Origin of the sequence: Flavobacterium aureirubrum (assembly GCF_038739835.1) — a bacterium.
Classification (GTDB): Bacteria; Bacteroidota; Bacteroidia; order Flavobacteriales; family Flavobacteriaceae; genus Flavobacterium; species Flavobacterium aureirubrum.
This window is the reverse complement of record NZ_JBCGDO010000010.1, coordinates 70,862-91,714: the sequence shown is the minus strand read 5'-3', so window position 1 is coordinate 91,714 and position 20,853 is coordinate 70,862. Positions and strand designations below refer to the sequence as shown.

The following is a 20,853-nucleotide window of genomic DNA, read 5'->3' as shown; positions in this document are numbered from 1 at the left end:
AAGAATATGGATTGCGGAATTATAGAATATAGAATATAGAATATAGAATATAGAATATAGAATATAGATTATTGATTTTTAATTAGCAGTATATACTTATAAACTGTTTTCTTTCCTCTATTATCTTGTTAGCAAAATGTTTACAACAATGTTTATAATAAATAAAGTGATTTCTGCGTTATAGCACGTAGGATGTTATTTTTGAACACATAAAAATTAAAATTATGCGCAACGTTTCCATACTGATTTTTCTGTTTTTTGTCTCAGGAATTTCATTAGTTTCAGGGCAACAATCTGAGATTTATACTCATAATTTATCTGATTTTGATAATGCGGTGGTGTTGTTTAAAAACAAACAATATCAATCGGCTCAAATTCTTTTTGAGCGCATTAAACACGAGACAAAAAATCAAGATACACAAGCCGATTGTGCCTATTTTATCGGAATCTGTGCGATTCGCTTAAATCAAAATAATGCCGATGAATTGATAGAGCGATTTGTTACCGATTATCCAACAAGTTCCAAACAAAACCAAGCCTATATTGAAGTAGCTCAATATTATTTCGAACAGGGAAAGTTTCCACAAGCTTTGGCCTATTTTGATAAAGTAGACGAAAGCGCGTTAACCTATGAGCAAACAGAGAAATTTACGTTCCAAAAGGGATATGCTTATTTCACTGCGGGCAATAAAAAGGAAGCAGGAAATTATTTCAATAAAGTCTTAAATTCTAAAGAGTTTGGCTCGCAGGCCAAATACTATTTGGGTTTTATGGCTTATGAAGGTGATAACTATAAAGAAGCCGATAAATATTTTAAACAAGTTGAAGGAGAAGAAAAATATGCTGATAAATTATCCTACTTTAAAGCTGATATGCACTTTAAACTAGGCGAATTCCAAAAAGCAATTGATGCAGGAATAGCAGCGATGCCCAAATCAAATGCTTCAGAAAAGTCAGAGCTGAACAAAATCATTGGCGAAAGTTACTTTAATTTACAACAATACGATAAAGCTTTGCCCTATTTGTCTGCCTATAAAGGCAAAAAAGGGAAATGGAATAATACTGATTTTTATCAATTAGGATATACCTATTATCAGCAAAAAGATTACGAAAACGCCATTTTACAATTCAATAAAATTATTGAAGGAAAAGATTTTGTGGCGCAAAATGGTTATTATCATTTAGGAGAATGCTATTTTAAAACCAATAAAAAACAACAAGCACTGAACGCTTTTAAAAGTGCTTCTGAAATGGATTTTGATAAAAAAATTCAAGAAGATGCTAATTTGAATTATGCTAAATTAAGTTATGAAATGGGGAATTCATATCAAGCTGTACCCGATGTGTTGACTTCGTTTTTGAATAAATATCCTAGTTCACCAAGCAAAAATGAGATTGAAACTTTGTTGATTAATTCGTACATCACTTCTAAGAATTATGCAGCAGCTTTGACCTTATTAGAAAAAAATAATACGGCCGAAAACAAAGTGGCTTACCAAAAAGTAACCTTTTATCGCGGAGTAGAATTATATACCGATGGGAAGTATCAAGAAGCATTGGCAATGTTCAAAAAATCGATTGCCACGCCAAGAAATGAAAAGTTCACAGCTAGAGCCACTTTTTGGAAAGCCGAAACCGAGTATGTTTTAGACAACTTTAATGAGGCATTGTTAAGTTTTAAACAATTTGAAGGTTATTCACAAGCCGCTTCAACTCCCGAATTTAAGAATATCAATTACAATATTGCTTATGCTCACTTCAAACTGAAAGAATTCGAGCAAGCGGGGAATTATTTTCAAAAATTTATTGATAGTTCCAAAGACGATAAAGTCCGTTTGAATGATGCCTACTTGCGTTTGGGCGACAGCCGATTTGTAACGTCAAAATATTGGCCGGCGATGGATGCCTACAATAAAGCTATTGAAATGAAAGGAATTGATGCCGATTATGCTGCCTTTCAAAAAGCGTTGAGCTATGGTTTCGTTTCAAGACGAGATAAGAAAATTGAAGATTTTACTAAGTTTCTTCAAAATTTCAAAACCTCTCAATATCGTGATGATGCTTTGTTTGAATTAGGAAATACTTATGTTACAGAAAACAAGACCGATTTAGCCATTAAAACCTATGATCAATTACTAACCGAATTTAAAAACGGTTCATTCGCTTCAAAAGCTATTTTACGTCAAGGATTAGTGTATTACAATGCACAAAATGATGATTTGGCTATTGCCAAATTTAAAAAAGTAGCTGCTGAATATCCTAGAACACCCGAAGCTTTAGAAGCAGTTTCTACCGCACGTTTAATCTATATGGACAACGGAAAAGTCGATGATTACGCAGCGTGGGTAAGAACGTTGGACTTTGTAGAAATTTCGGATGCCGAGTTGGATAACGATACCTATGAAGCAGCAGAAAAACAATTTTTGCAAAACAATACCAAGCAAGCCATTTCAAGTTTGAGTGGTTATGTTGCTAAATTTCCTAATGGAATTCACGCTTTAAAGGCCAATTTTTATTTGGCACAATCCTATTTTACCGATGGTTTAGAAACTAATGCCATTCCAAATTATGAATACGTAATAAGTAAACCGCGAAATGAATTTACCGAGCAAGCTTTAGCCCGTTTGTGCGAAATTCACTTAAAGAAAAATGACTATAGTAAAGCGGTTCCTGTTTTACAACGATTAGAAACAGAAGCCGATTTTCCGCAAAATGTCACTTTTGCACAAGCCAATTTGATGCGTGCTTTTTATGAGCAAAAAGACTATGGGAATTCTGTAGTTTATGCGGAGAAAGTATTGGCTAATCCCAAAACAGATAACAAAATAAAAAGTGACGCGCAAATCATTGTTGCTCGTGCTGCTATTCAAGTGAATGATGAAGTTAAAGCACGAGCTGCTTACGCCAAATTATTAACCATTGCCAAAGGAGAATTGGCTGCTGAAGCTCTTTATTATGATGCCTATTTTAAGAACAAAGACGGAAAGTATGAAGAGTCAAACAAAGCAGTACAAAAATTAGCCAAAGAATATTCGGGTTATAAATATTTTGGTGCCAAAGGATTGATTGTAATGGCAAAAAATTATTATCAGTTAAAAGATAATTTTAGTGCCACTTCTATTTTGGAGAGCGTTATCAAAAACTTTGCTACTTATGAAGATGTGGTAACTAACGCACAAACCGAATTAGATTCTATCAAAGCTGAAATTTCTAAAACGAATTCGTCAATTACTAATTAAAATCTCTGTGAATCTCCGAGTTTCTTAGTGAATCTTTGTGTAATTTAAAAAAGATATGAAAAAAATACATTATATACTTGTCATCGTTTGTTTAACCCAATTTTCTTTCGCCCAAAAAAGAGATGAAAACATCGGAACAGAAGTCGTAAATGTGGTGAAACCATACACTCCATCAATTTCAGATGCGTTTAAAGTGAAAGAAATTCCAACTCTGGATGATGAAGAAACCGCAAAGAAAGAAAATATACAATATAATATTTTTTCTTTTCCTGTAGCATCCACTTTTACACCATCTAAAGGAAGAGCAGCCAATGTAGATAAATCAGCAACTGAAAAACTATTAAATAATTATATGACGTTAGCCGCAGGAAATTATGGAACAGCCAATGCGGAACTTTTTGTAACTGAAAATGTAAGCAATACCGATTATTTTGGTGCTATGTTGCGTCATCTGTCTTCTCAAGGTGGAATAGACAATATTACGCTCGATGATAAATTTTCGACTACTTCACTCGACGCAACCTATGGTAGCAGAACAAAGGCATTGTCTTGGAACGCCGATATTGGCTATAAAAATCAAAGATTTAACTGGTATGGTATTTTTCCGGGAACTATAGATAATGCAACGATTGCAACCATTGATGAACAACAAACTTATCACACAGTATATCTTGGTGGACGATTGGATTTAGGCGAAGGTATTTTAAAAGAAAGCACTCTAAAATTTACTCGTTTTTGGGATGCTTTTGGCTCGGCAGAAAATCGTTTTGTGGCCAAACCAGCGTTGGAATTTGATGTTGTTGATCAAAAAATAAGAACAGATATTATAATAGATTATTTGAGTGGATCGTTTGATCAAACATTCTTTGGCGGTAATTCTTTCAAATATGGATTTACTAACATTGGTTTTCAACCAAGTATTAAAATTCAAAAAGACGATTTGTCTGTGAATGCAGGCGTTGGGTTTTTCTACAGTGCTGCGCAAGAAGCGGGTGAAAGTAAGTTTTTTATCTATCCACAAGTAACCGGTTCCTATAAAATTGTCGGCGATTTGATGATTTTATATGCCGGATTGGAAGGCACATTACGACAAAATTCCTATAACGAATTTGTCCAGGAAAACTTCTTTGTTTCGCCAACATTGGCTGTCGCACCAACCAATCAGCAATATGATATTTATCTAGGTTTAAAAGGAAAATTGGCCAATAGCGTTAGTTACACCGTTCGAGGTTCTTATTTAAACGAAGAAAACAAAGCTTTTTTTAAAAGCAACGGTTATGACGACAGTTCAGCCAATAATGACGGATATACTTTTGGAAATTCGTTCGATGTAGTTTATGACAATGTAAAAACGATTAGTTTTTTTGGAGAGTTAAAAGCCGATTTTTCTAAAAATGTTTCTTTTGGAGTGAATGGCACTTTTAACAGTTTCAACATGGATACGGAAGCAGAAGCTTGGAATTTACCGTCGTTGCAATTTGGTGCTACGCTTGATGTAGCGATTACACCGAAATGGTATTCGGGATTGAATTTGTTTTTTGTGGGCGAAAGAAAAGATATTTTCAGACAATCAACAATAAATTTACCATTTCCACCAGATGAAAACATAACGTTAAAAAGCTATTTTGACATCAATGCTCATGTTGGATATAAATACAGCGAGCGCATGACGTTTTTCTTGAAAGGAAATAATTTAGCCAATCAACAATACCAACGTTGGTTAAATTATCCGGTGCAAGGAATTCAAGTAATGGCTGGTGCGAGTTATAAATTTGATTTTTAATTTTCTAACCACGAAGCACGCGAAGTTTTGCACCAAGCACACTATTCCTTTGTGAACTTTGTGCCATCTTAGTGCTCTTAGTGGTAAAACTCAATATGGCTACAAAACAACAAATCCTTCAACGCTATAAAGAACTTGTCCAAGACCGAATTGATGTTTTTCAAGACATGATTTCTGGGTTGACCATCGATGCCCAAAACGATGCCAAAGGTTCCGCAGGTGATAAGCACGAAACCGCGCTGTCGATGATGCATATTGAACAAGAAAAACTCAATCACAAACTCAAAGAAGTTTTAGAGCAAAAAAATATCCTCGATAAAATTGATGCCACAGCTATACACAAACGAGTAGCTTTGGGAAGTGTAGTGCAAGCCAATGGCATGACACTTTTCATTTCAACAGCGTTGCCCAAAATCACGATAGACAACAAAACCATTTTTGCGCTTTCGCCACAATCGCCTTTGGGCAGTCAGTTGATGGGTAAAGAAGTTTGCGTTTCATTTGATATTAATGGGAAGCTTTATATTATTGAAAGCGTTTTGTAAGTTGGTGTTTTCCCACTTCCAAAACGAACTTCACAGCTTAAAAACGAATGAATTGCTTCCAAAACGAACGAGTCACCCCATCAAAATAAGAAAACGAGGTTATTTGCTCCTTCGATGAGTTTATTTGCTACAAATAAGAGACTTTCTGCTTGCTAGATGAATTTCTGAACTAAAACGAAGTAGCTATTTGCTTTTTTGAAAAGGAAAATTATTTGCTATATTTTAAAATAAAGCGAAACAAAAATTTGCATCTATACCCAAAGAGGGTTATATTTACTTGTTTTTATTCTGCCTGTAAAATAGTTACTGGTAATTCAATTGAATTTTTATCTATGAAACAAACTAATCGATTTGTTATAATTATTTTAATCCTTTTCTTTACTTCTTGTAGAACTATAACGGTTCGAGAAATAGAATTGGACGAAACTCAACCACTAACGCATAATATCGAATCATTGACTGAGACTAATATCAAATATACAATAAATGGTAAGGATACAACCAAATTCGAAACTGTAATAATTCAACATTTTAACAAAAAAAATAATCTAATAAAGCAAATTGATTATTACCCGAAAAATAAAACTCATACAACATATTTCAATTATAATGCGGCAAATCTTTTAGTCAATGAAACATCAAAAAATCAAGATTCAATTGAAGACACGCGAAGTGAATATTTCTACGATAAAAAAAATAGAGTAATTGAATGGAAAAATTTTAGCAAAAATAAATCATGGATACAAAAATTGACCGAATATGATTCAAAAGGCAATAGAGTTATGCAAAGATTAAATTCGTCAAAACCTAACTCATCTGACTGGATAACATTATTTGAGTATAATTACAAAAAGCGATTTTTCACTTATAAAACGCTTGACAGTAATTATGTGGCAAAATATAAAACAGGTAATAAAACATATTTCGACAAAAGAGGTTATTTAATTAAATCAGAAACTTATGCTGATGAAGAATTTAAAAATTTAACTGGTTATTCAACTTATAAATATGACAAAGCTGGTAATCGAGTGTGGCGAAAGTCATATGGCAAAGATGGTACGGTTAAAAGTGAAAGTTACTATGTAAATATATATGACTCGGTAGGGAATATAATTCAGCGAGATCATTATTATGAAAATAGAATTCTTGAAACTTCTAAAATAGTATATAAATACAGAAAGTGAACTACCGCCAACAGTACTTCAAGAAATGGCAAATTTTGTGGTAAGTTCACGTTTGCTTTTCACAATATGGCTTTTCAATAAAGTGGGCAGCTTATTTTTGTGGTCGTGACCACTATAAGTAACTTCGAAACTCCATCTCTCTATTTACAAAATCCTTTCAATAAAAATATTAAACCGAAAACAACCAATTTTAATTATTATACTTTCATATTTATATCTAATTGTTTAATTAAGTTATAAATTATAACTAATTATAATTTTTACGTTTAAGTATTGATAGTATTATATCATTTTTGCTTCCACAAACGAATTAAAATATAAAAAATATGTGCGGAATTGTATGCGCCTTTGATTTAAAGCAAAAAACAGAAACACTAAGACCAAAAGTATTGGAAATGTCCAAAATCATCCGTCATCGCGGACCAGATTGGAGTGGAATTTTCAGTAACGATAAAGCCATCATGGCTCACGAAAGATTAGCGATTGTCGATCCAGCTTCTGGGAAACAACCTTTGTTTAGTCAGGACGGAAAATTAGTCTTGGCTGCCAATGGCGAAATATACAATCACAGAGACTTGCGCAAACAATTTGACGGGAAATATAAATTCCAAACCGAAAGTGATTGTGAAGTTATCCTAGCATTATACAAAGAAAAAGGAGTTGATTTTATTGACGAAATGAATGGTATTTTCGGATTTGCCATTTATGATGTGGATAAAGACGAGTATTTTGTGGCTCGAGACCACATGGGAATTATTCCGTTATACATTGGTTGGGATCAACACGGAACGTTTTATGTAGCTTCCGAATTGAAAGCATTGGAAGGCTATTGTACCAAAATTCAATTATTTCCTCCAGGACATTATATGTCGAGTAAAGATGGCGAATTTGTGCAATGGTATAAAAGAGAATGGACAGACTACGAAGCGGTAAAAGACAATGAAACGAATATCAATGATATAAAAGTTGCTTTAGAAGCGGCAGTTCACCGTCAGTTGATGAGTGATGTACCTTATGGCGTGTTGCTTTCGGGAGGATTAGATTCTTCTATAACTTCGGCTATTGCCAAAAAATATGCTCAAAAAAGAATTGAATCAGATGACACACAAGAAGCTTGGTATCCACAATTGCACTCGTTTGCTGTTGGCTTAGAAGGTTCGCCCGATTTAGCTGCAGCTCAAGTTGTAGCGGATTATATTGGAACCATTCATCACGAAATTAAATTTACTATCCAAGAAGGATTAGATGCTATTCGTGACGTAATTTACAATCTAGAAACCTATGATGTTACCACGATAAGAGCATCTACTCCAATGTGGTTAATGGCAAGAGTCATTAAATCAATGGGAATAAAAATGGTGCTTTCGGGAGAAGGTTCAGATGAATTGTTTGGCGGTTATTTGTATTTTCATAAAGCACCAAACGCTAAAGAGTTCCATGAAGAAACCGTTCGGAAATTGAGCAAGTTACACATGTACGATTGTTTGCGTGCCAATAAAAGTTTGGCAGCTTGGGGAATTGAAGGTCGTGTACCGTTCTTAGACAAAGAATTTATGGATGTTGCCATGCGCATTAATCCAAAAGATAAAATGATTACCAAAGAGCACCCAATGGAAAAATGGGTTTTGCGCAAAGCGTTTGAAGACATGCTTCCCGAAAGTGTGGCTTGGAGACAAAAAGAGCAATTCAGTGATGGTGTAGGTTACAGTTGGATTGACACCTTGAAAGCTACCGTTGCGGTTGAAATTTCGGATGAACAATTGGCCAATGCCAAATATAAATTCCCGCTACAAACGCCAACATCCAAAGAAGAATATTATTACCGTTCGATTTTTAACGAACATTTTCCTAGCGATGCTGCAGCGTTGTGTGTGCCACAAGAAGCGAGTGTGGCTTGTAGTACCAAAATTGCATTAGAATGGGATGAGGCGTTTAAAAACATGAATGACCCATCGGGTAGGGCAGTGGCCAATGTGCATGATGATGCCTATGTTAAAGCATAAAAAAAAGTGTAAATAATAGAACCAAGTATTACGATTTGTGTTTGCAATATAGTTTTATTTGTTTGTTTAATCTGTTCCGAAACTTTGGAGGTTTCAGATTTGAAACGCTTGTCATTTTTGACGAGCGTTTTTTTGTTTAAATCCATCGTAAAATGTTAATAACTTAAAGGTTTTAACATCCTTTTTAAATAGGAAATGATATGCGTTTTTATATATTTGCGTGTTAGACAAAAATAGATTTTTTACCCTAAAATAATATGAGCGACGAGATTAAAAAGAATAGTTATTCAGCCGATAGTATTCAGGCATTAGAGGGAATGGAGCATGTTAGAATGCGTCCTTCCATGTATATTGGAGATACTGGAGTTAGAGGTTTGCATCATTTAGTTTATGAAGTTGTAGATAACTCCATCGATGAGGCATTGGCTGGACATTGTGATACGATTAGCGTAATTATTAATGAAGACAATTCAGTAACCGTTGAAGATAATGGTCGTGGAATTCCTGTTGATATGCACAAAAAAGAAGGTGTGTCGGCTTTGGAGGTAGTTATGACTAAAATTGGAGCTGGAGGAAAATTTGATAAAGACTCCTATAAAGTTTCTGGAGGTTTGCATGGCGTTGGAGTTTCCTGTGTAAATGCGCTTTCTGATCATTTGCGTGCTACGGTTTACCGCGATGGTAAAATATATGAGCAAGAATACGAAAGAGGAAAGTCGATGTATCCTGTCAAGCAAATAGGCGAAACAGACAAAAGAGGTACAACCGTAACGTTCAAACCTGACGCTACTATTTTCACACAGACTTTAGAGTATTCTTATGATACTTTAGCTGGGCGTATGCGTGAGCTTTCATTTTTGAATAAAGGTATTACTATAACGCTTACTGATAGAAGACATACTAAAGAAAACGGTGATTTTGAAGGCGAAATTTTTCATTCAAAAGAAGGTCTGAAAGAATTCGTTCGTTTTCTTGATGGAAACCGTATTCCAATCATTAGCCATGTCATCAGCATGGAACATGAAAAAGGAGAAATTCCAGTTGAGGTTGCATTAATTTATAATGAAAGTTATGCCGAGAATATTTTTTCTTATGTAAATAATATCAATACGCACGAAGGTGGAACGCATTTGCAAGGTTTTCGAATGGGATTAACCCGCACGTTGAAAAAATATGCCGATGCTTCTGGTTTATTAGAAAAACTGAAATTTGAAATTTCTGGGGATGATTTTCGTGAAGGATTAACTGCTATTATTTCGGTAAAAGTTCAAGAACCACAATTTGAAGGCCAAACTAAAACTAAATTAGGAAATAGAGAGGTAGTTTCTCCAGTTTCGCAAGCGGTGGCAGAAATGCTCGAAAATTATTTGGAAGAAAATCCAAATGATGCTCGAATCATTGTGCAAAAAGTAATTTTGGCTGCACAAGCACGTCATGCTGCAAAGAAAGCACGTGAAATGGTACAGCGCAAAACCGTTCTTGGTGGCGGTGGATTACCTGGAAAATTATCCGATTGTTCAGAACAAGATCCAGCAAAATGTGAAGTATATCTTGTAGAGGGAGATTCGGCTGGAGGAACTGCAAAACAAGGTCGTGATAGAAACTTTCAAGCTATTATGCCTTTGAGAGGTAAGATTTTGAACGTGGAGAAAGCAATGCATCATAAAGTGTTCGAAAACGAAGAAATTCGAAATATATTCACAGCGCTCGGAGTGACCATCGGAACAGAAGAAGACTCCAAAGCCTTGAACATCGAAAAATTACGTTACCATAAAGTAATTATAATGTGTGATGCCGATGTTGATGGTAGTCATATTTCAACTTTAATTTTGACTTTTTTCTTCCGTTTTATGCGCGAACTAATTGAAGGTGGCCATGTTTACATCGCGGCACCACCATTATATTTAGTTAAAAAAGGTAATAAAAAAGAATACGCTTGGAATGATGACCAGCGCGATGCAGCCAACGAGAGAATGGGCGGAAGTGCGGCCATACAACGTTATAAAGGTTTAGGAGAAATGAACGCGGAGCAATTATGGGAAACAACCATGGACCCAAACTACAGAACTTTGCGAAAAGTTACTATTGATAGTTTAGCCGAAGCCGACCGAGTTTTTTCAATGCTGATGGGTGATGAAGTGCCACCACGAAGAGAATTCATTGAAAAAAATGCAGTATATGCTAATATTGATGCGTAAAAAATAAAAACAAACAACAAAACATATTTAAAAATGAAAGTTACAATAGTTGGAGCAGGAAACGTTGGAGCTTCTTGCGCAGATGTTATCTCTTATAGAGGAATTGCCAGTGAAGTAGTAATATTAGATATCAAAGAAGGCTTTGCTGAAGGAAAAGCAATGGATTTGATGCAGTGTGCCACCAATACTGGTTTTAATACGCAAATCACCGGAGTTACAAATGATTATTCTAAAACAGCCAATAGTAATGTGGTAGTAATCACTTCAGGTATTCCAAGAAAACCAGGAATGACACGTGAGGAATTGATAGGTATCAACGCCGGAATTGTAAAATCAGTAGCGGAAAATTTGTTACAACATTCTCCAAATGCCATTTTTGTAATTGTATCCAATCCTATGGATACCATGACTTACCTTACTTTTAAATCGTTGGGTTTACCAAAAAACAGAGTCATCGGAATGGGTGGTGCTTTAGATAGTTCTCGTTTTAGATATTATTTATCAAAAGCATTGGGTAAACCTGCTAATGATGTTTCTGCCATGGTTATTGGTGGACACGGTGATACTACAATGATACCTTTAACACGTTTGGCTTCCTACAATGGAATTCCAGTTGCTGAGTTTTTATCTCAAGAACAACTAGAAAAAGTAGCAGCTGATACTATGGTTGGTGGTGCAACTTTAACAGGATTACTAGGAACTTCTGCATGGTATGCTCCAGGTGCTTCTGTGGCATATTTGGTAGACAGTATTTTGAACGATCAAAAGAAAATGATTGCGTGTTCTGTATTTTTAGAAGGCGAATATGGACAAAACGATATTTGTATTGGTGTTCCATGTATCATTGGCAAAAACGGTTTGGAAGAAATTGTTTCCATTCAATTAAACGATGCCGAAAAAGCCTTGTTCGATAAAAGTGCCGATGCTGTTAGAGCCATGAATGCCGATTTAAAATCTCATTTAGGATAATTATTGGATATTATTAGTAAAGAGACTGCTTTTAGCAGTCTTTTTTTTGATATAAATCAAGAAAATATTGGTTAATCATATCTATAATTATATATTTGCACGTTTGAAAAAAAATGGGCTACTGCCATTTCGTTTCATCATTAGATAACAAATTGAATTTCAATTATTTTCAATTAAAATATTGTAACCAAAAACTCGGAATTAATTAAATTTTACTGATAATGCAGAATAAAGGACTAGTTAAATTTTTCGCAATTTTATTTGCTTTGGTAAGTATCTACCAACTTTCTTTCACATTTGTGGCTAACAAAGTAAAAACTGATGCTAAAACTTTTGCGGGAAATAATCCTGAGAAAGAAATCAAATATCTTGACTCAATAGGTAAAGAAAAAGTGTTTAGTTTGGGTTTTACCGATTTTACTTTTAATGAAGTAAAAGACAAACAAATCAATAAAGGTCTTGACCTTGAAGGCGGAATTAACGTAATTCTTCAAATTTCTGTAAAAGATGTTTTAAAAGGATTGTCTAACAATTCTAAAAACCCTGTTTTTAACAAAGCGCTTGAAGATGCTAAAACAATACAAAGAGGAAATCAGTCTTACCTTGACGCTTTTTTCGAAGCATTTGATGCCATCAAAGGAACTACTAAATTAGCTTCACCTGATATTTTTGCGAACAGAAATCTTCAAGGAGAAATAGACTTCAATATGACAGACGACCAAGTGAAAAAAGTCTTGGCTAAAAAAGTTGACGAGTCTGTTGAATCAGCTTTTGGCGTATTGAGAAGTCGTATAGATAAATTTGGTGTTACACAGCCAAATATTGCTAAATTAGGGCAAACAGGTAGAATTTTAATAGAATTACCTGGAGCAAAAGACGTTGACCGTATCAAAAGATTAGTGTCAAGCAAAGCAGAATTAGAATTTTGGGAAACCTACAAAGCAGAAGAGTTTATGGGCTTTTTAGGTTCTGCCAACGAAGCTTTAAAAGCAACGGTTAAAACCGAAGAAAAAATTGTTGAAACTAAACCAGCAGATTCAATCAGTAAATTATTAACTGATAAAGATAAAGATTCTACTGCGGCGAAAAAAGGAAACAATCCGTTGTTTGACAAATTTGTTTCTCAAGGTGGTGGACCAGTTTTACTAATCGCATTATCAAAGGATACTGCTACGATTAACAGCTATTTAAAAAGACAAGAGATTCGTGCCTTGTTACCAGCAGATAAGCGTTATGCAAAATTTGTTTGGGGTAAAGGAACTGTTACTGTTGATGAAAAGACCAAGAAAGAAACAGAAACTGTTGATTTATATGCATTAAAAGGAAACAGAGACGATGTTGCACCACTAAGTGGAGGAGTTATCGTTGACGCTAGAGATACTTTTGATCAAATGGGAAAACCAGCGGTTTCAATGCAAATGAATGGCGCTGGTGCAAGAGTTTGGGAAGAGTTAACAGGAAGAGCTTTTTCACAAAAAAGTTTTATTGCTATTGCGCTTGACGATGTAGTATATTCTGCACCAGGAGTTACTTCTGGACCTATCGCTGGCGGAAGATCTGAAATTTCTGGAAATTTTGATGTTACCGAAACCAAAGATTTAGCGAATGTTTTAAGAGCCGGGAAATTACCTGCTGCTGCGGAAATCGTTCAATCCGAAGTTGTTGGACCATCTTTGGGTCAAAAAGCAATCGATGCTGGAACTACTTCAGCAATTGTTGGTTTTCTATTAGTATGTTTGTGGATGGTTTTCTACTATGGAAGAGCAGGTTGGTATGCAAACGTAGCTTTACTTGTAAATTTACTTTTCCTATTTGGAATATTAGCCAGTTTAGGTGCTGTTTTAACGTTACCAGGTATTGCAGGTATTGTTTTAACATTAGGTACGGCAGTTGATGCAAACATCATTATTTACGAAAGAGCCAAAGAAGAATTGCGTGACGGTAAAACCCTGTCCGAGGCTGTTGAAGCATCTTATGGGTGGAAAGGTGCCATGCGTTCTATCATTGATGCCAATGTTACTCACGTTTTAACAGGTGCTATTTTATTTATTTTTGGAACCGGACCAATTCAAGGTTTTGCAACAACTTTATTAATAGGTATCTTCACTTCTTTGTTCACTTCAATTTTTATCGCTAGAATTTTTATTGACCAAGATATTGCAAAAAACAGAAGTTTAAGTTTTACGACACCATTAACAAAAAATTGGTTCACAGGTTTCCATTTCGATTTCATTGGAGTTAAAAAGTGGTCTTATTTGTTCTCCACTGCTGTAGTTGTGGTAAGTTGTGTTTCTTTTTACTTCAACGGATTAGATGAAGGTGTTGATTTTGTCGGTGGAAGAACGTTCCAAATTAAATTTGAGAAACCAGTGGAACCATCACAAGTTTCTAGTGAGTTGTCAGCTGAGTTCGGTACGACTGTTGAAGCAAAAGTATTTGGTGATGAAGATCAATTAAAGATTACCACTAAATATAAAATTAAGGAAGATGGCGCAGAAGTCGATAAAGAAGTTAACGATAAATTATATAATAGTTTAAAGAAATATTACGGTGCCGATGTCACTCGTGAAAAATTCATTAATACTTATGACGGAAAAACAGTAGGTGTCTTACAAGCTTCAAAAGTGGGTGCTGCAATTTCTGCTGATATCAAAACCAATTCGTTCTGGGCTGTTTTAGGTGCTATGCTCGTGGTTGGTTTGTATCTAGTAATATCGTTCCGTAAATGGCAATATTCCCTTGGTGCGATCGCCGCTGTTTTCCATGACGTTATTTTTGTACTAGGAATTTATTCGTTGCTATACAAGTACATGCCTTTCCATATGGAAATGGACCAACATTTCATTGCTGCGATACTTACAGTTATTGGTTACTCGATGAATGATACTGTAATTGTATTTGACAGGGTTCGTGAATTCTTAGCAGGAAATGTTAAAGGCACATTTAAAGATGTAGTAAATTCATCAGTAAATACAACGCTTTCAAGAACAATCAATACGTCGTTAACTATGATTATTGTATTGTTAATCATGTTCATCTTTGGTGGTGAGTCAATCAGAGGATTTATTTTTGCAATGCTTGTTGGTATATTCATCGGTACTTACTCATCATTATTTATCGCTACTCCTATTTTAGTTGATACAATTAAAAAGAGTGATATTGACGAAATTGAAAAAAGACATAATAGCTAATTGTTGTTAGTTACATAAAATAAAAGGGTTGTCTAGTAACAGACAACCCTTTTTGTTTACTATAATAGAGTTCAATTATTTTTTAATGATATTTTTTAAAACAGCTCGATCAGAATAATTAATAACTTCTAAAATGATTGCTTCATTCTTTTTGTTTTTACCGTTAATTATATATAATTTTCCACTTTCATAGGGTTTGTTGCTTTTATCAAAGTCAACATCACCATGAGTTAAAATATTTTTGATGTCTAAAGTATCGGCAATTCTTTTGCTAATTTGAACTGATGCAATAGTGTCGTAGTAAAAAGGTTTGTTTCGTAAGTCATTTAAAACTCTTGCATTTGGGAAATAATTGCATCGTGTATCTTTTCCACTTAAAACTAACGAAACAAAGAAAATGCCCATCGCTAATCCGACGAAATAATAAGCAAAACGTTGGTATAATTTCATAATTGAAAACTTTTTTTTGCAAAAGTAGTCAATGTTGTATGATCAATAAATGGTTAACAGCAATTTATTTAAAATACGATCAGGTTGATGTCGTTATTGGGCAAGTTGAACCAATCACCAATTGCTTTATTTGTTAAAATTCCGTGATACAAATAAACCCCATTTTTCAATCCTTTATTGCAGCGAATGGCACTTTCAATGCCACCATCTTCAGCGATTTGCAACAAGTAAGGAGTAATAATATTACTAATAGAAAGCGATGCCGTTTTTGAGTAACGAGATGGAATATTTGGAACGCAATAATGAACAACATTATTTTTAATAAAGGTAGGACATTCATGAGTAGTTACTTCCGAAGTTTCAAAACAACCACCGGTATCAATGCTTACATCTACAATGACAGCACCTTTTTTCATGTGTTCCACCATAGTTTCAGTGACTACTACAGGACAGCGGTCTTTACCTCGCATGGCACCAATGGCAACATCACATCGTCGTAATGCCTTTAGTAAAGACTTTGGTTGAATAGTAGAAGTAAATATTCTTTGATTTAAATTATTTTGTAAGCGACGTAATTTAGTTATCGAATTATCAAAAACCTTAACACTTGCGCCCAAACCTAAAGCGGTTTTTGCTGCAAATTCGCCTACAGTTCCTGCGCCAAGAATTACAACATCTGTCGGTGGAACACCAGTAATGTTTCCAAGTAGTAATCCTTTTCCAAATTGATTGTTAATCATTAATTCGGCTGCAATCAATACAGATGCTGTTCCGGCAATTTCGCTTAACGACTTTACTGCTGGATAAGAACCGTCTTCATCTTTAATATATTCAAAAGCAAGTGCAGTTACTTTCTTTTTTGTTAAGGCTTCGAAGTACTCTTTTTTTCTTGTTTTTAATTGTATTGCGGAAATAACAATAGTATTCTGATTGATTAAAGCAATTTCTTCCATTGTCAGCGGTTCTACTTTCAGAATTATGGGACAACTTAAAACTTTCTTGGTGTCATTTGTTATACTGGCTCCAGCATCACTAAACTCTTTGTCAGTATAACTAGAACTTAATCCAGCGCCAGCTTCAATCATTACTTTATGTCCATGAGAAGTTAGCGAATTCACTGCATCTGGAGTTAAACATATACGTCTTTCTTGGTAAGAGGTTTCTTTGGGAATTCCTATAAAAAGTTCACTTTTATGACGATAAATTTCTAGTTTTTCCTCTTGAGGTAAAAGTTGTTGCTTAGTGAAAGGAGTTAATGACATAATAGGTTGCTGAATTTTGCTCTAAATTACTAAAAAATTAATTACAATGTCAACTTCAAAAATCAAGCTCAATTGCAATGTGAAAAATCAAGTTCAATTTCAATAATCACTTACATTTTTGATTTCATTTATCATTGTAATTGTTATTACCATTTTGATTGCCATTGTAATTGCTATGTCATTCTTAAATGTCTTTTTCCATCTGCTGTTATTGACAAATAAATTGAAGAATATTTATCGGGTATGAGATTTGGAATTTTTTCAGCCCATTCTATAAAACACCAATTCCCTGAATACAAATAGTCATCAATGCCCATATCCAATGCTTCTGTTTCTGATTTTAAACGGTAAACATCAAAATGGTAAACAAAGTTACTGTTTTCTATTTTGTATTCATTTATTAATGAAAACGTAGGGCTACTTGTTGCATTTTTTACACCTAGTTCCTTTGATAAGGCTTTGATTAAGGTTGTTTTTCCAGCGCCCATCGTACCATGGAAAAGGACTATTTTATGTGGATTTTCACTTATAATTTTTTTTGCAACGTCTTGTATTTCGTTTATTGAGAAAATAATTTCCATATTAAGTAGTATTCATTCTCACTATTCAATTTCAATTTTTCTGCTAACTGCGACTAAAAACTGAAAACTTTTTTATTTTGGATTAAAAACTAAAAAAGGTACTATCATTTCTTCTAAAGAAATTCCACCATGTTGATACGTGTTTCGATAGTAACTCACGTAGTGATTGTAATTATTAACGTAAGCCAGAAAGTAGTCTTTTTTTGCAAAAATATATGAACTACTCATGTTAATATTAGGCAAACCAATTTTCTTCGGGTCTTTTACAGCATAAACTTCTTTTTCTTCATAAGTTAAACTTCTACCCGTTTTATAGCGCAAATTCAAACTAGTGTTTTTGTCGCCTATCACTTTTGAAGGATTTTTTACATTAATAGTGCCGTGGTCGGTAGTAATAATTAATTTAAAACCAAGTTTCTGACCTTGTTGAATTATTTCTAAAAGTGGAGAATTTTTGAACCAACTCAATGTCAAAGAGCGATACGCTTTATCATCGGAAGCCAATTCTTTCACTACATCCATTTCAGTTTTAGCATGAGAAAGCATATCTACAAAATTATAAACAACAGTAACTAAATCATTGTCTTTTAATCCTTTAAAATTATCGGCTAGTTTTTTACCACTGGTTAAATTAGTAATCTTAAAATAATCTTGTTTAATATTCAAGCCAAGTCTTTTTAAATGAGCGGTTAAAAATTCGGCTTCATATAAATTTTTTCCACCTTCTTCAATATCATTTTTCCAGTATTGAGGAAATTGCTTTTCCATTTCGAGCGGCGTTAATCCGGAAAAAATGGAGTTTCTAGCATATTGTGTTGCCGTTGGTAAACTAGCAAAATAGGGTATTTCTTTTTCTAACTTGTAATAATTGCCGACAACATTTTCCATCGCTTTCCATTGATCATAACGCAAATTATCAATAACAACAAATAGTACTGGTTTATCTTTTTTTACTAATTCGGGAACAACCAACTCTCTGAAAAGTGTATGAGATTGTATTGGTTTAGCTTCGCTCTGTTCGGTTTTACCTCGGGTATCAGTCGATGGAAGAAACCAATTTTCATAATTACGCTCTATAAATTTTCCAAACTGAACATTGGCTTCGACTTTTTGACTTTCTAGAATTTCAATCATGCTTTGATCATTGATATTTTCTAATTCTAGTTCCCAAAAAAGTAATTTTTTATACAACTCAACCCAGTCTTCATAAGTTTTGACTGTGGTCATATCCATTGCGATTTTCCGAAACTCTTTCTGATAATCGAGAGTAGTCTTTTCAGATATCAATCTTGAATGGTCTAAGTTTTTTTTCAAACTTAATAATATCTGATTTGGGTTGACAGGCTTAATTAAATAATCGGCAATTTTGGAACCAATAGCTTCCTCCATGATATATTCTTCCTCACTTTTAGTAATCATTATTACAGGTGTTGAAGATTTTTTTTCTTTCATTTCTTGTAGCGTTTCTAATCCGCTCATTCCTGGCATATTTTCGTCAAGAAAAACAATGTCAAAATTGCCATCTTCATAAGCTTCAATAGCATCGCGACCATTATTATATGTAGTAACTTTATAATTTTTCTTTTCTAAAAACAAGATGTGCGGTTTAAGCAAATCAATCTCATCATCAACCCAAAGTATTTTGATTGTATCCATATTATTAATTATTTGGTGCAAATTACTATTTAATTAACGTAGTAGTATTAAAATTATTATAAAATGGATTTCATTTTTGAATATTAAAAGCACTACTGCTGGATTGATTTTTTTTTTCATGTAAATGGGTTCATCATTTGGTTATTTTTGATTTTTATGAAAATGATATTGAAAATGTCTTTTTTTTTAATTTTTTTAGACGAATTTTACTCTATAAACAGCATTTTATGAAACAACTCCTTAAAGATACGTATGGCTTCATTTTTGAAGAAAAGCTTATGGATGAAATTGCTCAGGTTTCATTAGTAAGGGATTTTAATGAAGGTGATGTTTTAATCGATTTTGGCGATTACATCAAAAAAATGCCATTACTCATTTCTGGCGCCATTAAAATTTTAAGGGAAGATTTTGATGAAGGGGAATTACTGTTATATTTTATTGAAAAAGGCGACACTTGTGCCATGACTATGGCCTGTTGTTTGGGAGATACAAAAAGCGAAATTAGAGCTGTAGCCGAAACCAAAGGTCAGGTTGTAATGATTCCTGTTGCCAATATGGAAGAATGGTTAGGTAAATACAAATCGTGGCGTAATTATGTTTTCAATAGTTACAACAATAGGCTAAAAGAAATGCTTTCTGCAATAGATAGTTTGGCATTTATGAACATGGATGAACGCTTGTTGCATTATCTTCATGACAAAGCAAAAATTAATAATTCTAAAGAAATCCATAATACCCATCAAGAAATTGCCTATGATTTACACACCTCAAGAGTTGTTATTTCTAGACTATTAAAAGCATTAGAAAAAGATGGAGTAATTCGTTTAAATCGAGCTTCTATTGAATTGTTGAAAGGAAAGTAACAATAGTTACAGTAATCATTCTAAAACTATGCGACCTTTGTTTAACTAAATTATTAAAATGCAATCCTCACTCATCATTGGTTATATTTTGGCTGTTTTTGTTGGTATTACATTAGGATTGATTGGTAGCGGTGGTTCTATTTTATCCGTTCCTATTTTAGTGTATGTAATGGCTGTAGAACCCGTTCTAGCAACAGCTTATTCCTTATTTGTGGTAGGAACGACGGCATTAATTGGTGGAATTCAAAAAGCGAAACAGAAATTAGTTGATTTCAAAAAAGTGGTTTTATTTGGACTACCTACAATTTTGGCAGTTTTTCTGACCCGGAAATTAATTGTACCTACTATTCCCGACATCATTTTTTCTGCCTCGTGGTTTACTTTAAGTAAGTCAGTTTTAATTATGGTGGTTTTTGCCTTAGTAATGATTGCAGCATCAGTTAGAATGATTAAACCAGTAAGTGAAAAAATAGGAGATGGTGATACTGTTGTAAACTACATCAGTATTTTTTTTCAAGGACTTTTTATCGGTCTAGTTGCTGGATTTGTTGGTGCTGGTGGTGGTTTTTTAATTATTCCAGCCTTATTATTTATGGCTAAAACTCCTATGAAAATTGCAGTTGGCACATCGCTTTTTATTGTTTCGGTTCAATCTTTAATTGGTTTTCTGGGAGACATTCGCCCTGAGCAAAATTTAGATTGGAATTTAATGCTAACATTTTCCGCTTTTTCTATTCTTGGGGTTTTTATTGGCGGTTTTTTGTCAAAAAAAATCGAGGGCGCAAAACTCAAAAAAGCCTTCGGTTGGTTTGTACTTGCCATGGGAATTTACATTATTATTAAGGAGTTACTGATTTGATATTTTATTAATAATGTTAAATTGTAACAAAAGTTACCTTTCAATTCATTCAATCAAATTAATTTTACAA

At 34.0% G+C, this 20,853-nt stretch carries 14 protein-coding genes; 10 read left to right on the top strand and 4 right to left on the bottom strand.

Annotation, left to right across the window (positions count from 1 at the left end):
* Positions 1 to 224: 224 nt before the first annotated feature.
* The 8 genes from WFZ85_RS09170 (at position 225) to secDF (ending at position 15,112) form a co-directional block, all read left to right on the top strand.
* Complete coding sequence (locus WFZ85_RS09170) at positions 225 to 3,239, top strand: tetratricopeptide repeat protein (protein WP_342695994.1); 3,015 nt, start codon at positions 225 to 227, stop codon at positions 3,237 to 3,239.
* 55 nt (positions 3,240 to 3,294) lie between these two features.
* The gene (locus tag WFZ85_RS09165; protein ID WP_342695993.1) at positions 3,295 to 5,022 is read left to right on the top strand and encodes a TonB-dependent receptor; all 1,728 of its coding nucleotides are present in this window, start codon (positions 3,295 to 3,297) and stop codon (positions 5,020 to 5,022) included.
* Between the two features lie 95 nt (positions 5,023 to 5,117).
* Positions 5,118 to 5,567 (top strand): hypothetical protein, encoded by a 450-nt coding sequence (locus tag WFZ85_RS09160; RefSeq protein ID WP_342695992.1) that lies wholly within the window; start codon positions 5,118 to 5,120, stop codon positions 5,565 to 5,567.
* Positions 5,568 to 5,899: 332 nt separating this feature from the next.
* A complete protein-coding gene (locus WFZ85_RS09155; RefSeq protein WP_342695991.1) occupies positions 5,900 to 6,751 on the top strand; it encodes a hypothetical protein in 852 nt (283 codons plus the stop codon).
* Between the two features lie 326 nt (positions 6,752 to 7,077).
* Positions 7,078 to 8,754, top strand: a complete 1,677-nt coding sequence (gene asnB, locus WFZ85_RS09150) for an asparagine synthase B (protein ID WP_342695990.1) — start codon at positions 7,078 to 7,080, stop codon at positions 8,752 to 8,754.
* 257 nt (positions 8,755 to 9,011) lie between these two features.
* Entirely contained in the window at positions 9,012 to 10,952 is a 1,941-nt protein-coding gene (gene gyrB / locus WFZ85_RS09145) for a DNA topoisomerase (ATP-hydrolyzing) subunit B (protein ID WP_342695989.1), read from the top strand.
* Positions 10,953 to 10,985: 33 nt separating this feature from the next.
* Positions 10,986 to 11,921, top strand: a complete 936-nt coding sequence (gene mdh / locus WFZ85_RS09140; RefSeq protein WP_342695988.1) for a malate dehydrogenase — start codon at positions 10,986 to 10,988, stop codon at positions 11,919 to 11,921.
* A 221-nt stretch (positions 11,922 to 12,142) separates the two neighbouring features.
* On the top strand, positions 12,143 to 15,112 hold the full coding sequence (gene secDF, locus WFZ85_RS09135) for a protein translocase subunit SecDF (protein ID WP_342695987.1): 2,970 nt from the start codon (positions 12,143 to 12,145) through the stop codon (positions 15,110 to 15,112).
* A 75-nt stretch (positions 15,113 to 15,187) separates the two neighbouring features.
* Here secDF and WFZ85_RS09130 read toward each other — a convergent pair whose 3' ends face one another.
* The 4 genes from WFZ85_RS09130 to porX all read right to left on the bottom strand — a co-directional run bounded on the left by WFZ85_RS09130 (position 15,188) and on the right by porX (position 19,061).
* On the bottom strand, positions 15,188 to 15,562 hold the full coding sequence (locus WFZ85_RS09130) for a DUF4258 domain-containing protein (RefSeq protein WP_342695986.1): 375 nt from the start codon (positions 15,560 to 15,562) through the stop codon (positions 15,188 to 15,190).
* Positions 15,563 to 15,630: 68 nt separating this feature from the next.
* Positions 15,631 to 16,824 carry an alanine dehydrogenase gene (locus tag WFZ85_RS09125; RefSeq protein ID WP_342695985.1) on the bottom strand — a complete coding sequence of 398 codons (1,194 nt, stop codon included), beginning with the start codon at positions 16,822 to 16,824 and terminating at the stop codon, positions 15,631 to 15,633.
* Positions 16,825 to 16,997: 173 nt separating this feature from the next.
* Positions 16,998 to 17,405, bottom strand: coding sequence for a tRNA (adenosine(37)-N6)-threonylcarbamoyltransferase complex ATPase subunit type 1 TsaE (gene tsaE / locus WFZ85_RS09120; RefSeq protein ID WP_342695984.1), 408 nt, complete (start codon positions 17,403 to 17,405; stop codon positions 16,998 to 17,000).
* A gap of 72 nt (positions 17,406 to 17,477) precedes the next feature.
* Entirely contained in the window at positions 17,478 to 19,061 is a 1,584-nt protein-coding gene (gene porX, locus WFZ85_RS09115) for a T9SS response regulator signal transducer PorX (RefSeq protein ID WP_342695983.1), read from the bottom strand.
* Between the two features lie 227 nt (positions 19,062 to 19,288).
* Between porX and WFZ85_RS09110 the strand changes: the two genes are divergently transcribed.
* Positions 19,289 to 19,924: a Crp/Fnr family transcriptional regulator gene (locus WFZ85_RS09110; RefSeq protein WP_342695982.1), complete on the top strand. Its 636-nt coding sequence runs from the start codon at positions 19,289 to 19,291 to the stop codon at positions 19,922 to 19,924.
* Between the two features lie 58 nt (positions 19,925 to 19,982).
* On the top strand, positions 19,983 to 20,783 hold the full coding sequence (locus tag WFZ85_RS09105; protein WP_342695981.1) for a sulfite exporter TauE/SafE family protein: 801 nt from the start codon (positions 19,983 to 19,985) through the stop codon (positions 20,781 to 20,783).
* The last annotated feature ends 70 nt before the right edge of the window (positions 20,784 to 20,853 follow it).

Excerpts from the sequence above, each read along its gene's own strand:
- WFZ85_RS09170 (WP_342695994.1), top strand. The coding sequence starts at position 225 with ATGCGCAACGTTTCCATACTGATTTTTCTGTTTTTTGTCTCAGGAATT.
- WFZ85_RS09165 (WP_342695993.1), top strand. The coding sequence starts at position 3,295 with ATGAAAAAAATACATTATATACTTGTCATCGTTTGTTTAACCCAATTT.
- WFZ85_RS09160 (WP_342695992.1), top strand. The coding sequence starts at position 5,118 with ATGGCTACAAAACAACAAATCCTTCAACGCTATAAAGAACTTGTCCAA.
- WFZ85_RS09155 (WP_342695991.1), top strand. The coding sequence starts at position 5,900 with ATGAAACAAACTAATCGATTTGTTATAATTATTTTAATCCTTTTCTTT.
- asnB (WP_342695990.1), top strand. The coding sequence starts at position 7,078 with ATGTGCGGAATTGTATGCGCCTTTGATTTAAAGCAAAAAACAGAAACA.
- gyrB (WP_342695989.1), top strand. The coding sequence starts at position 9,012 with ATGAGCGACGAGATTAAAAAGAATAGTTATTCAGCCGATAGTATTCAG.
- mdh (WP_342695988.1), top strand. The coding sequence starts at position 10,986 with ATGAAAGTTACAATAGTTGGAGCAGGAAACGTTGGAGCTTCTTGCGCA.
- secDF (WP_342695987.1), top strand. The coding sequence starts at position 12,143 with ATGCAGAATAAAGGACTAGTTAAATTTTTCGCAATTTTATTTGCTTTG.
- WFZ85_RS09130 (WP_342695986.1), bottom strand. The coding sequence starts at position 15,562 with ATGAAATTATACCAACGTTTTGCTTATTATTTCGTCGGATTAGCGATG.
- WFZ85_RS09125 (WP_342695985.1), bottom strand. The coding sequence starts at position 16,824 with ATGTCATTAACTCCTTTCACTAAGCAACAACTTTTACCTCAAGAGGAA.
- tsaE (WP_342695984.1), bottom strand. The coding sequence starts at position 17,405 with ATGGAAATTATTTTCTCAATAAACGAAATACAAGACGTTGCAAAAAAA.
- porX (WP_342695983.1), bottom strand. The coding sequence starts at position 19,061 with ATGGATACAATCAAAATACTTTGGGTTGATGATGAGATTGATTTGCTT.
- WFZ85_RS09110 (WP_342695982.1), top strand. The coding sequence starts at position 19,289 with ATGAAACAACTCCTTAAAGATACGTATGGCTTCATTTTTGAAGAAAAG.
- WFZ85_RS09105 (WP_342695981.1), top strand. The coding sequence starts at position 19,983 with ATGCAATCCTCACTCATCATTGGTTATATTTTGGCTGTTTTTGTTGGT.